This window comes from Saccharopolyspora sp. NPDC045839, from assembly GCF_056431645.1.
In genome coordinates, this window is sequence record NZ_JBWKKH010000015.1 from 77,626 (window position 1) to 89,825 (window position 12,200).

13 protein-coding genes are annotated in these 12,200 nt (G+C 71.8%); 3 read left to right on the forward strand and 10 right to left on the reverse strand.

The window, feature by feature from the left end:
• Nucleotides 1-503: 503 nt before the first annotated feature.
• Entirely contained in the window at nucleotides 504-1,517 is a 1,014-nt protein-coding gene (locus AC07EQ_RS21605) for a M14 family zinc carboxypeptidase (protein WP_478389718.1), read from the forward strand.
• 239 nt (nucleotides 1,518-1,756) lie between these two features.
• Here the strand turns inward: AC07EQ_RS21605 and AC07EQ_RS21610 are convergent, their stop codons facing one another.
• Nucleotides 1,757-2,449, reverse strand: coding sequence for a haloacid dehalogenase type II (locus AC07EQ_RS21610; RefSeq protein ID WP_478389719.1), 693 nt, complete (start codon nucleotides 2,447-2,449; stop codon nucleotides 1,757-1,759).
• A gap of 83 nt (nucleotides 2,450-2,532) precedes the next feature.
• On the opposite strand from AC07EQ_RS21610, the gene AC07EQ_RS21615 reads away from it, so the two are divergent.
• A complete protein-coding gene (locus AC07EQ_RS21615) occupies nucleotides 2,533-3,072 on the forward strand; it encodes a CGNR zinc finger domain-containing protein (protein WP_478389720.1) in 540 nt (179 codons plus the stop codon).
• A gap of 40 nt (nucleotides 3,073-3,112) precedes the next feature.
• On the opposite strand, the gene AC07EQ_RS21620 is transcribed toward AC07EQ_RS21615, so the two are convergent.
• The 6 genes from AC07EQ_RS21620 to AC07EQ_RS21645 are packed head-to-tail and all read right to left on the reverse strand — an operon-like array spanning nucleotide 3,113 to nucleotide 7,856.
• Nucleotides 3,113-3,307 carry a ferredoxin gene (locus AC07EQ_RS21620; protein ID WP_358302256.1) on the reverse strand — a complete coding sequence of 65 codons (195 nt, stop codon included), beginning with the start codon at nucleotides 3,305-3,307 and terminating at the stop codon, nucleotides 3,113-3,115.
• A gap of 23 nt (nucleotides 3,308-3,330) precedes the next feature.
• Complete coding sequence (locus tag AC07EQ_RS21625; protein ID WP_478389721.1) at nucleotides 3,331-4,548, reverse strand: cytochrome P450; 1,218 nt, start codon at nucleotides 4,546-4,548, stop codon at nucleotides 3,331-3,333.
• A 22-nt stretch (nucleotides 4,549-4,570) separates the two neighbouring features.
• Nucleotides 4,571-5,752: an NAD(P)/FAD-dependent oxidoreductase gene (locus AC07EQ_RS21630; RefSeq protein WP_478389722.1), complete on the reverse strand. Its 1,182-nt coding sequence runs from the start codon at nucleotides 5,750-5,752 to the stop codon at nucleotides 4,571-4,573.
• Complete coding sequence (locus AC07EQ_RS21635) at nucleotides 5,749-5,949, reverse strand: ferredoxin (protein WP_132484958.1); 201 nt, start codon at nucleotides 5,947-5,949, stop codon at nucleotides 5,749-5,751. Before AC07EQ_RS21635 ends, AC07EQ_RS21630 begins: the two co-directional genes overlap by 4 nt.
• 42 nt (nucleotides 5,950-5,991) lie before the next feature.
• A complete protein-coding gene (locus AC07EQ_RS21640) occupies nucleotides 5,992-6,636 on the reverse strand; it encodes a TetR/AcrR family transcriptional regulator (RefSeq protein WP_478389723.1) in 645 nt (214 codons plus the stop codon).
• 2 nt (nucleotides 6,637-6,638) lie between these two features.
• Entirely contained in the window at nucleotides 6,639-7,856 is a 1,218-nt protein-coding gene (locus AC07EQ_RS21645; protein WP_478389724.1) for a cytochrome P450, read from the reverse strand.
• 114 nt (nucleotides 7,857-7,970) lie between these two features.
• On the opposite strand from AC07EQ_RS21645, the gene AC07EQ_RS21650 reads away from it, so the two are divergent.
• On the forward strand, nucleotides 7,971-9,401 hold the full coding sequence (locus AC07EQ_RS21650; RefSeq protein ID WP_478389725.1) for an MFS transporter: 1,431 nt from the start codon (nucleotides 7,971-7,973) through the stop codon (nucleotides 9,399-9,401).
• On the opposite strand, the gene AC07EQ_RS21655 is transcribed toward AC07EQ_RS21650, so the two are convergent.
• The 3 genes from AC07EQ_RS21655 to AC07EQ_RS21665 all read right to left on the reverse strand — a co-directional run bounded on the left by AC07EQ_RS21655 (nucleotide 9,386) and on the right by AC07EQ_RS21665 (nucleotide 12,116).
• The gene (locus AC07EQ_RS21655; RefSeq protein WP_478389726.1) at nucleotides 9,386-10,546 is read right to left on the reverse strand and encodes a L,D-transpeptidase; all 1,161 of its coding nucleotides are present in this window, start codon (nucleotides 10,544-10,546) and stop codon (nucleotides 9,386-9,388) included. The two genes, AC07EQ_RS21650 and AC07EQ_RS21655, sit on opposite strands and share 16 nt — an antisense overlap.
• Nucleotides 10,537-11,013 carry a hypothetical protein gene (locus AC07EQ_RS21660; protein WP_478389727.1) on the reverse strand — a complete coding sequence of 159 codons (477 nt, stop codon included), beginning with the start codon at nucleotides 11,011-11,013 and terminating at the stop codon, nucleotides 10,537-10,539. The genes AC07EQ_RS21655 and AC07EQ_RS21660 overlap by 10 nt, the downstream gene beginning before the upstream one ends.
• 221 nt (nucleotides 11,014-11,234) lie before the next feature.
• Nucleotides 11,235-12,116 carry a S1 family peptidase gene (locus AC07EQ_RS21665; RefSeq protein ID WP_478389728.1) on the reverse strand — a complete coding sequence of 294 codons (882 nt, stop codon included), beginning with the start codon at nucleotides 12,114-12,116 and terminating at the stop codon, nucleotides 11,235-11,237.
• Nucleotides 12,117-12,200: the final 84 nt, after the last annotated feature.

The following is a 12,200-nucleotide window of genomic DNA, read 5'->3' on the forward strand; positions in this document are numbered from 1 at the left end:
GAATCCATGCGCTGTGGCACCGGGAAAGCTGTCACCCCACGACCCTAAGCGCTGGAACGACCGCGGATCTGGTGCATTCGCGGGCGGGGAACACGGGCCAATTCGCCGCGGCCCGGTCAGCCCGGCGGCTGGAACTCGCGCCGGGCCGGGCCGATGAGCACCTGTCCCGCCGTGATCACCTGCTGCACGTCATCGTCCTCTCCGCGCCGGCCCGTCGTCGCGTAGCGCAAACGTAGGCCGGTGGCAGGCGGCGTTGGGGCGAGCCACGACCGGCGGGCACGAACGGGCTAACCGCGCCACCCGAACAGCGCCGCTCGGCGTCCCGGTTTCGTTCGGCGCCAACGGGTTCGCGCCGGGCGGTCGACGGCAGGTGTCGGCACGAGCCGGAGCCGGGAGTGCGTCAGCGCCTGGCGGTGAAACGGACCCGCCGATCGTTGTCGGCGCAAGGGAATTGGGCTCCGGATCTTGTGGTGCGGCCGTCCGGCGGGGCAGACTCCTGCGTCATGGTGAAGTCGACGCGCATAGCGCTGCTTTCCGTTGTCGTAGCGGTCCTTTCCGTCCTGGGGTTCGTCGCGCCTTCGCAGGCCGCGCCGCCCGGTCGGGTCGACCCGCGGCCCAGCACGGAAGAGCTCGCCCGGGAGCTGCAGAAGCTCCAGTGGCGCAGCCGCGGCGCGATCCGGGTGGACGCCATCGGCGAGTCGAACCAGGGCAGGCCGGTGTGGAGCGCGCGGGTCGGCGACGGGCCGTTGCGCATCCTCTACGTCACGCAGCAGCACGGTGACGAGCCGCTCGGCACGCCCGCCGCGCTGGAGTTCCTGCGCGACGTCGGCGTCGGCCGGAGCGACTACCAGCGCTGGTTGCGGTCGCAGGTGACCGTCGACATCGTGGTGCGGGCGAATCCCGATGGCCACGAGCAGAACTGGCGCTACAACTACGCGCCCGACGCCGACCCCGAGTACGGCGAGGCGGGCAAGGGCTACGACATCAACCGCTACCACGACCCCGCGGTCGCGCCCGAGGACAACCCGGCCACCGAGGCCGGCCTGATCCAGCGGCACTACGCGGAGTTCCAGCCGCAGATCGTGGTGGACTACCACATGCAGGGCCGCTACGTCGACGGCTCGGGGCGCGAGATCACCGCGTCGCTGCTGTGGCCGACGGCCCCGGGTGTCGAAGCCGACGACATCGCGCTGGCCAAGCAGATCTCGGTGGTGGCGCAGCGGTCGATGACCGAGGGCGGCGCGAACGTGTCGCAGTACCCGGGCGGCGACTACCAGGGCATCGCCCGCAACGCCTACGGCCTGCGCGGCAGCGGTAGCGTGCTCATCGAGCTGAGCGACATGGGTGCGGAGCACGAGCAGGCGCAGATCGACTCGGCGCTGCGGTCGATGCTGGCCATCGCGCACGGCGCGGCCGACGGCTCGCTGGCGAAGGTCGATCCGGCGGAGGCCGACGCGATCCCGCCGCGCGGGACGCCGCTGCCGCAGGCCGCGGCAAGCAGCGCGCACGCCGACTGAGTCGGTAGCAGAAGCACACGACCTGTGCGCAGGTCGTGTGCTTCTTCGTTTCCGGACGCAGGCGTGCCAGCGATTCGCCGGCGCGCCGAAGGATTCCAGCACGGCGTCCACATAGGACTTGACGTCCTCGGGGCGGCGCCGGCCCAGTTCGGCCGAATCGCCGCCGGCTGAACCTGGCGGATCGACCTGCCGCGCCGTCGGCCGGGGCACTGCGCTTGGCGGACTGCGGCGGGGTCTGGTCACCTCGCCGTCAGCGCGGTGGTCAGGTCGTCCAGGTCGTCGAACCGCCAGTCGAACGTGTCGGAGCTCGTCGGCGGATCTCCTCCCGGCCGGTGGACGTAGGCGGTCCGCATGCCGGCCGCTTGGGCCCCGCGGAGGTCCCAGGCGTGGGCGGCCACCATGAGCACGCGTTCTGGCGGGCAGCCGGCGGTGTCGATCGGGAGGCGGTAGACCTCCGGCGCCGGCTTGTAGGCCAGGGCGGCTTCGCCGGGCAAGGCCTGGTGCCAGCGCAACCCCGCATGCGCGCTGAGCCGCATCAATGCGGTGCGGCCGGCGTTGGAGAGCCCGAGCACGGCGAAGTGTTCCGCGAGCCGCTCCAGGTTGGCGACGGTGTCGTCCCAGGGCGGCAGCCGCTGGCCCGCCGTGGCCAGCCGGGCGATGGCCGCTGGATCGGTGAGCCCGGCGCGGTCGGCCACCAGCCGAGCGGCCTCTCCGTCGATGATCTCGGAGTTGGCGTACGCGCGATGTCCTTGCGCGATGCGCTGCTGTTCGAGCTCGACGTGCTCCAGCCACGCGGCGAGCAGCTCGTCGACCTTCGCATCGTCGGACGCGGGTACGGCGTCGCGAATAGCCGCTCGCAGTCCGCCGGGCTCGTCGACCAGTGTTCCGAGGACGTCGAAGACGACGACCTCGACGTCGCGGATCTCTGCCACGCGATCTCCTCCTGGGGTTTGGCGTCACCGGTTTGACAGGTGACGATATTGCTCCCAAGTTCGTCACCGGTCAAGATGGTGACGTGGATTTCGCATTCGTGAGCGGCAACGCGGCCCTCGACCTGACCGGCACCGTGGGGTCTCGCCGGGACGAGCCCATCGACGCCCTGGCGGCGCCCGCGGACCTGGAGCGGTGGGTGGCCGAATGCGCCGAGCTCCCGGACCGGGTCACCGCCGACTTCGCAACCTTCGAGTTCGCGCTGGCACTGCGCGAAGCGCTCTACCGGCTCGCCCTCGATCGCGTGCTCGACCGGCCCTTCGACCCGGGCTGCCTGCACATCGTCAACGGCGCGGCCGCCGCGCCGCTGCCCGCGATCAAGCTCAGCGACGCGGGGCTGCACATCTCGGGAGATCTCCGTGCAGTGCTGGCTCACATAGCCAGGAGCGGTATCGCCGTGCTCGGCGATCCCCACGCCTGTCTCAAGGAATGCGGTCGCAACGACTGCACCCGCATCTACCTCGACCGCTCGCGCGGCGCCCGGCGCACCTGGTGCGGGATGGACGAGTGCGGCAACCGCGTCAAGGCCGCGGCCTACCGGGCTCGCCGACGGGCCAAGGCCTGAACGATCGCGCCGCAGGCGAGCCGCGGCGCGATCGCTGCCGTCAGTCCTCCACGACGATGGCCAGCGCCGGGCACAGCACCGCTGCTTGCCGGACGTCCTCGGCGAGTTCGGCTGGCGGATTCGCGTTGAGCAGCACCACGACGCCGTCCTCGTCGCGCTGGTCGAAGACCTCTTCCGCGGCCAGCACGCACTGACCGGACGAGACGCACTTGTCCTGGTCGATGGTCACCTTCATCGGAACTCCTCGGGGTCGGGCGGTCACCAGGTGACCGGCAGGCGGTAGACGCCGTAGACGGAACCGTCGTGCTTGAACGGGATCTGCGCCAGGTCCTCGGCCAGCCGCAGGGTGGGGATGCGCCGGTAGAGCGTGCTGTAGACGACCTGCAGCTCCATCCGCGCCAGCGGCTGCCCGAGGCACTGGTGCACGCCGAAACCGAAGGCCACGTGGTGGCGGGCGTCGCGGGTGAGGTCCAGCCGGTCGGGATCGGGGAACGCCTCGGGATCGCGGTTGCCGATGTCGTTGGCCATGATCAGGCCCTCGCCGGCGCGGATGACGTGACCGTCGATCTCGATGTCCTCCAGCGCCACCCGGCGTCGCCCGTTGTGCGTGATGTGCAGGTAGCGCAGCAGTTCCTCGACCGCGCCGGCGACCAGCTTCGGGTCGTCGGACCCGCGCAGCAGCGCCAGCTGTTCCGGGTGCTCCAGCAGGGCGAGCGTGCCGAGGGCGATCATGTTCGCGGTGGTCTCGTGCCCTGCGATCAGCAGCAGCACGCCCATCCGCGCCGCTTCGTCCCGGGCCAGTTCCCCGGCCGCGACCCGCTCGGTCAGCCGGGACAGCAGGTCGTCGCCGGGGTTCGCGAGCTTCGCGCCGACGAGTTCGTCCAGGTAACCGGCCAGCCGGCCCATCGCGGCGGTGCGGTCGTCGGGGCTCGCGTCCCGCTTGATGATGGTCTTGCTGTTCTCCTGGAAGAAGTCGTGATCGGAGTAGGGGACACCGAGCAGCTCGCAGATCACCAGAGAGGGCACCGGCAGCGCGAACGCCTCGACCAGGTCCACCGGGTTCGGGCCGGCGAGCATCTCGTCGATCAGGTCGTCCACGATCTTCTGCACGGCCGGGCGCATCGCGGCCACCCGCTTGACGGTGAACGGCGCGGTCACCATCCGCCGCAGCCTGGCGTGCTCGGGGTCGTCCATCAGGATGAAGCTGACGGCGGAACCGCCCGGCCTGACCGGCGCCGAGCTGGGGTAGCCGGGGCGGGTGATGTCGGCGCTGACCCGCGGATCGGCCAGCAGCGTGCGCTGCTCCGCGTAGCGGGTCACCAGCCACGGAGTGCTGCCGTCCCACAGCCGGACCTTCGCGAGCGGCCCCGCCTCCTGCCGGGACCGCAGGTCTGGCGGCGGGTCGAACGGGCAGCCCGCCGCCCGGGCCATCGGGAACTCCGGGACATCCGCCGATTCCTCGCGAACTGGGATCATCGCTTGCCTTCCTGGGTCGTCGTCACCGGACCGGTGCGGAAAGCGCCTCGACGACCTCGCCGCGGCGCAACCGGGTCTGCTTGGGCATGTTCCAGCCCAGCACGCCGACGGCCTCGCCATCGCGGCGGTACATCGCGACGAATCGCCCGTCCGCCGGGTCTCCGTCCACGATGGTCGCTTCGGCGGCGGCCGTGGGCAGGCCGTGGACCTGGATCTTGGTGTCGTACTGGTCGGTCCAGAAGTGCGGCACGGGGGAGTAGGGCTGGTCCTCGCCGAGGATGTTGGCCGCGACGGCGTTCGCCTGCATGGTGGCGTTGGTCCGGTTCTCCAGCCGCAGCGGGACGCCGAGCGCGTCGTGCTGCCACCGGGCCACGTCCCCGGCGCCGTAAATCCCTTCCGCCGCACGGCAGCGGGAGTCGCAGACGAGCCCGTTGTCCAGCTGCAGCCCGCTTTCCGCGAGCCATTCCGTCGCCGGCGCGGCGCCGAGCGCCACCACGACGACGTCGGCGGGCAGTTCGTCGCCGGTGTCCAGGCGCACGCCGGTGACCCTGCCGTCCCGCCCGGTCAGCCCGTCGACGGCCGTGCCCAGCCGCAGCCGGACGCCGCGCTCGGCGTGCAGTTCGCCGAGCAGCCCGCCGACCAGGGTGCCGAACTGGCTCGCCATCGGCACCGGCTGCGGGCCGACCAGCGTCACGTCCGCACCCATTCCCCTTGCCGTGGCGGCGATTTCGGTGCCGAGGACGCCGTCCCCGACCACGACCACCCGCGTCGCGCTCAACAGGGCGGATCGCAGTGCCAGGGAGTCGTCGACGGTGCGCAGCACGTGCACGCCGGTCAGACCGTCCTGGCCGGGCAGCGTGCTGGGCCGCAGCCCCGTCGCCACGACGATGGTTCCGGCGGTCAGGGTCCGGCCGGAGGCGGTGCGGACGGTGCGGGTCGCCGGATCCAGGCCGACCGCCGGGTCACCGAGGATGATGTCGGCGTCCAGTTCGGCCAGCTTCTCCGGCGACCGGAGCCGCACCCGCTCGGCCTCCCAGATCCCGGAGAGGACCTGCTTGGACAGCGGCGGCCGGTCGTAGGGCAGGTGGGGCTCGGCGCCCAGGAGGGTCAGGGAATCGAGATATCCCTTGCGGCGCAACGCATCTGCGGTGGTGATGCCGGCGGCGGACGCGCCGACCACCAGCACGCCTGCGGGCGCGCTCACGCGTTCTCGCCCAGCTCGATCGCCGCCGCCGGGCACACGCCGGCCGCCTCGCGGACCGCGGCGTGCAGCGGCTCGGCCGGTGCCGCGTCGAGCAGGATCACGACCCCGTCGTCCTCCCGCTGGTCGAACACCTCGGGGGCGAGCAGCGCGCATTGCCCTGCGCCGCAACACCTGTCCTCGTCGACGGTCACCTTCACGAGCATCCTCCTCGGGCGGATTTCGGCTGGTCCGAACGGAAATCACCGCGTGACCGGTGCCAGCCACATCCCGACGATAGCGTCGATCAAGCCGCTCGCGGCGTCCTGCCAGTTGTTCCGCGGTGTGGCGGTGCCTTCGGCGAGAGCGCGTTCGCGCTCGGCGCACATGTGCACCATGAGCTGGCGGGCCATGTCGCCGCGCTCCAGCCGCACGTCGACCGGCAGGTCGGGCAGGCACCGGTTGAGGCCGTCGAGGACCGTCAGCAGCGACGGCGCGGTGAGGGACTCGTCGATCATGATCTCGCGCAGCGCGGGATCGGTCATGACCTGCGCCCCGAACCGCGCGAACCAGGTGGGGCTGCCGAGGGCGGCCAGGTGCTCGGTGACCGGGCAGACCAGGCAGGCCACCCAGTCCCGCACGTCGGTGGAGCCGTCGGCCTCGGCGACCATGGCCAGGCGCAGCCGCTCGATCTGCGCGGAGTGCCGGCGCGCGATCGCCCGCACCAGGTCGGCCTTGGTGCCGAAGTGGTAGCCGACCGCGGTGTTGTTGCCCTGCCCCGCGGCCTCGCTGACCTGGCGGTTGGACACGGCGAACACCCCGTGCTCGGCGAAAAGCCGTTCCGCCGCCGCCAAGATCTGCTCCCGCGTCGCGTTGACCCGCTCCGCCCGGACGGTCTTCCCGGCCATCGTCACCACCGCACCGGAAGTTCGCGGAGGCCGCCGACGGCGAGGCCCTCGACCCGGTTGAGGTCTTCCGGTGCCACGGCGAGCTCCAGCGTGGGGAGGCGGCGGAGCAGCACGTCGAGCACGGCCTGCAGCTCGGTGCGGGCCAACGCCTGACCCAGGCAGGAGTGCGCCCCCGCGCCGAAGGCCAGGTGCGGGTTCGGACTGCGGCCGAGGTCCATCTCGTCGGCGCCGTCGAACGCAGTGGCGTCGCGGTTGGCCGCGGCCATGCTGCACACCACGGTCGTGCCCGCGGGCAGCTCGATGTCGGCGACCTCGGCGTCCTCGCCGATGTAGCGCGGCATGCCGAAGCCGGGGTTGGCGTCGAACCGCAGCGCCTCCTCCACGGCGGTGCGCACCAGCGACCGGTCCGCGAGCAGCTGTTCCCACCGCGTGCGGTCGGCCAGCAGCATCGCCACCATCTTGCCGATCATGTTCGCCGTGGTCTCGTGCCCGGCGACCAGCAGGCCCTGGCCGGTGCCCACCAGCTGCCCGTCGGTCAGCCCGCGCCCCTCGGCATCCGTGGCCGCGACGAGCTCGCTGAGCAGGTCCTCACCGGGTTCCGCCCGCTTGGCGGCGACGTGGGCGGCCATGTACGCGACGAACTCGGCCTGCGCCGCGTCGATCTCCTCCTGCCGGTACCTGGTCAGGTTGAGCAGCGTGTCGGACCAGTACGCGAACTTGTCCCGGTCGCTGTCCGGAACGCCGAGCATGGTGCAGATGACCCACACCGGCAGCGGGAAACCCAGGCCCGCCTTGAGGTCGGCAGGCGCGCCGCGCGTCACCATGTCGTCGATGAGGCGATCGGCCATCGCCTCGATCTCGGGCCGCAGCGCGGTCATCCGCCGTGCGGTGAACCACTTGGCGACCATTCGCCGCCACCGCTGGTGCTCCTCGCCGGTCTGGGGGAGCGAGTCCGCCATCGAGCTGTTGAACACGCCACCCGATTCGTTGGCCGAGATCCGGGCCGCGCCTTCGGCGCTGAGCTGCCGGGTGAACCGCGGGTCGGAAAGCACCCGCTTGACGTCGTCGTATCGGGTGAGCAGCGACGCCTCGTCGCCGCTGGGCAGCGACACCCGCGCCACCGGGCACCCCTGCCGCAGCTGCGCCCACTCCGCGGGCGGTTCCAGCGCCGCCGCGCTGGGAATCGGGTAGTCCAGGACCTGTTCGCCCTCGCCGGTCATGCGCGCTCCTCCCGGTCGGTCTGCGACCAGTTAACCGGTCCCGCTATTTTAAGTCAATCAGCTGATTTAAAGTAGCCGACCGGCAACGCCGATCACCCCGACGGAGGCCCCGCCATGCCCCACGCCCCAGCCCGAGCCGCCGACGCCGTGGTTTCGGGCCCGCCGCGCGCGAACACCGTCGTGGCGGTGCTGGCCTTCGGCGGGATCGTGGTCTCGCTGATGCAGACGCTGGTCATCCCGCTGATCCCGGTGCTCCCCGCGCTGCTGGGCGCGTCCGCGTCCGACGCCGCGTGGGCGATCACCGCGACGCTGCTCGCCGGGGCCGTCGCGACCCCGGTCGTGGGCCGGCTGGGGGACATGTACGGCAAGCGGCGCATGCTGCTGATCAGCCTGGTGCTGCTGGTGGCCGGCTCGGCGGTCTGCGGCCTCAGCGACTCGTTGGCGCCCATGGTCGTCGGGCGGAGCCTGCAGGGGCTGGCTGCGGGCGTCATCCCGCTGGGGATCAGCATCATGCGCGACGTGCTCCCGGCCGAACGGCTCGGCTCGGCCACCGCGACGATGAGCGCCTCGCTGGGCGTCGGCGGCGCGCTCGGCCTGCCCGCGGCCGCCTTCCTGGCCGAACGCACCGACTGGCACGTGCTCTTCTGGGCGTCGGCGGGCCTGGGTGCCGTCGCGACCGCGCTGGTGCCGGCGTTCGTGCCGGAATCCGGCGTGCGCAGCGGCGGGCGCTTCGACCTCGTGGGCGCGATCGGGCTGTCGGCCGGGCTGATCTGCCTTCTGCTGGCGATCTCCAAGGGCGCGGAGTGGGGCTGGACCGCCACCCGAGCGGGGGGACTGCTCGGTGCGTCGGCGGTGCTGTTCCTGCTGTGGGGCTGGTGGGAGCTGCGCGTCGCCCGGCCGCTGGTGGACCTGCGCACCACCGCGCGCCGCCAGGTGCTGCTCACCAACATCGCGTCCGCAGTGTTCGGGTTCGCCATGTTCGCGATGTCCCTGGTGCTGCCGCAGCTCCTGCAGCTGCCCGCGGCCACCGGCTACGGCCTGGCGCAGACGATGTTCGTCGTGGGGCTGGCGATGGGCCCGTCGGGTCTGTTGATGATGGCCATGGCGCCGCTGTCCGCGCGCATTTCGACGGCCCGGGGACCGAAGACGACGCTGATGCTGGGCGCCGTCGTGGTGGCCGCCGGCTACGGCCTGGGCATCGTGCTGATGTCCGCGGTCTGGCAGCTCGTGCTCGTCTCCAGCGTGATCGGCGCCGGCATCGGGCTCGCCTACGGGGCGATGCCCGCGCTCATCATGGCGGCGGTGCCCGTCGCGGAGACCGCTGCCGCCAACAGCCTCAACACCCTGATGCGCGCCATCGGCACCTCGGTCTCCAGTGCGGTGGCGGGCGCCGTGCTCGCGCAGCTGACCGCGACGTTCGGCGCGCTGACCGTGCCGTCCGAGGCAGGTTTCCAGGTGATCATGGCGATGGCCGCCGCCGCGGCCCTCCTCGCGCTCGCGATCGCGGCCTTCCTGCCCCGGCACGCCGCTCAGCGCGGCTGGTAGAGGGCGCTGCCCTTGATGTACTCGTCGTAGGGGATCGTCCAGTCCGGGATGTCGCCGTCGGCCGGGGTCAGCGGCCGGTCGGAGCCGACGATCTCCACCGGGTCGCCGATCTGCACGAAGTCGAAGTACCACTTGCCGTTGGCCGGCGACAGGTTGATGCACCCGTGCGAGACGTTGGCGACCCCCTGCTGCCCGACCGTCGCGGCGTTGACGTGCACGAACTCGCCGTTGTTGGAGATGCGCACGGCGTGCGGGAGGACCTCGTCGTAGTAGCCGGGCTGGCCCTTCTGCGGCCCGCCCCAGGTGTCCGAGCGCATCCGCGTCGAGGTGTGCTTCTCGAAGGCCACGTGGACGCCGGACTGGGTCGGGTAGACGCTCCTGCCGTAGGAGGCCGGGAGCTCCCGGATCGGCTGGCCGTCCTGGAAGACGGTGAACGTGTGGGTGTTGACGTCGCCGATCGCGCGCTGGTCGCGCCCGATGAGGAAGCTGGTCTCGGTGTCGTCGGTGCCCATCACGCCGCCGCCGGTGTCCACGCCGTACAGCTGCGCGCGCACCCGGACGATGGTGCCGGACTTCCAGAACTCCTTGGGGCGCCAGTTGACCTGCTCGTCGCTCATCCAGTGGAACGAGCCCTCGGTCGGCACCGACGGCTCGACCGACAGGCGGCGCTCGACGGCGGCCCGGTCGGTCACCGGCCGGCTGAAGTAGATCGACACCGGCATGGCGACGCCGACCGTGTCGCCGTCGGTGGGCCGGGTCCGCTCGACGGTGACGGTGTCCACGGGCTTGACCGTGCTGAAGGTCGAGTTCAGCGGCGCCGACGGCTTCCGCTCGACGTCCTCGGCCAGGGCGTGCACCCGGTAGGTGGTGCCGAACTCCAGCGGTGTCGTCGTGCTCCACCAGCGGCCGCCGTCGCGCAGCGAACCGGGGATCGTCCTTCCCCCGTCCGTGGTAACGGTGACCGAGGTGAGCGTGCCCGCGTGCGCGGTGACGACCAGCGGCTCGCTGGGCGCGACCTGCGCGGCGCGGTCCGGCACCGAGGCCGTCACGGACGCGGCCGAAGGCTTCGGTGGAGCCGTGCACGAGGCCATCGCGCAGGCGAGCACGCCTCCGACGACGACCTGCCACGCTGTTGCTACCCGCATCCCCGGCCCCCGTCCCTTGCCGATGTGCCCGACATCGAAACCACTGTCCGGGGCGGGGGCGAACATCTCAACACGATCATGCGGCCGCGCCGCGCCGGCCACCTGCCGGGAAGCCGCCAGACGACCGGGTTCTCGTCGTGTCGCCGCCGTCCTACTTCGCGGCGACGACCTCGTCGCCCGCGGCGTCCGGCCGGCGGCTGTCGTACCGGGCGCCGGGCTGTCGAAGTCGGCGGGGGAGCGGCGGCGTTGCTGCCCGGCATCGAGCCGGTGATGAACATGCCGGTGGTGGTGCTGTCTGTCGGCAGCCCGTCGGTCAGCGGGCCGTTCTTGCCGGTCGGATCGGTGCCGCCGAGGTTCTCCACGGTGTGGCGGAGGTAGTAGGGCGTGGCGCCCTTCGCGTCCTCGCCGAAAGACTGCTCGAAGCCCGCCCGGTCGCCGGGCTCGATCGCGGTCGCGGTGCTGATCACACCGGAATCGACAACACGAAACCGGCGATCTTTCCCGGCGGTGCATCCGCCGCGGCTCTCGAGGAGGTGGGCTGGTGCGGGTCCAGATTGGTCAGATGTCGCGTCTCGTCCTCGCGGTCTTCAACCGGCCCGTGCGCACTTTGTGTCGCAATAGCAGCACAAAGTGCGCACGGTCGGTCGGCGGTGCGATCCACCGCCGGGGCCCTGTCGCGATCAGGAGATCACGCGATGACGCTGTCGATCCAGCCGCGGAAGTGGCCGACGCTGGTGTAGACGTCGGGCGACTCGCCGCAGACGTGGCCGACGCCGCGGCTGTCCACGCCGACGACCCGCCAGCGGCCGCCTTCCTTGACCAGCAGCGGCGAACCGGAGTCGCCGCCGCAGGGACCGCGAACGCCTTCGGGGTTGTCCGCGCAGACGTCGCCGTCGTGGATGCCCCAGGAGGTGTCGCCGTCCGGGCCCGCCACGCACTTCGGCGTGTCGGACGGGATGATCGAGGTGTCGAGCTGCTGGAGCTGCGTCGGCAGCTTGGTCGGGTCACCGGCGTCGGCGTTGGAGACGTAGCCCCAGCCGATCTCGCGGACCGCGGTGCCCGGCGCGGTGAGCTCGTCGGCCATCGGCGCCGGCGCGTCGGCGATCGGCCCGTCGAGGTGCAGGAGCGCGATGTCCTTGCCCAGCTCGCGGTCCTCGTACGAGTGGTACTCGGGGTGCACCACGATGTCCTGGAGCTTGGCGATGGTTCCGCCGGAGGTCCGGTCGTTGGAGCCGACGCGCACGTGCAGCAGCGCCGGGTCCATCACGACGTAGGCGCCGCCGTTCGGGTCGGGCGAGGTGACGCAGTGCGCCGCCGTCACGACCCACTCCGGGCTGATCAGCGCGCCGCCGCAGCGGTGCGAGTTCGGGTCCCCGTCGCGTTCGTACTCTAATGACGTCATGAACGAGTAGGTCTGGTCCGCGGGTGTGCCGCCGATGATCGAGGGCGTCACGTCGCCGGTCGGCTCGTCGGCCTGCGCCGTCCCGAAGCTCGTGAACGCGCCCGCGGCGGCGACCGCGGCGGCCAGCGCCGCGGTGCGCTTCACCGACCCCGGCAGGTTCCTGGTCATCTGCTGTTGTCCTCCGATTTCCCCGCACGAAGATCACGTGCGATGTTGATCAAGGTAGCCCAGGCCGGGCGCGCGGGGAGCGGA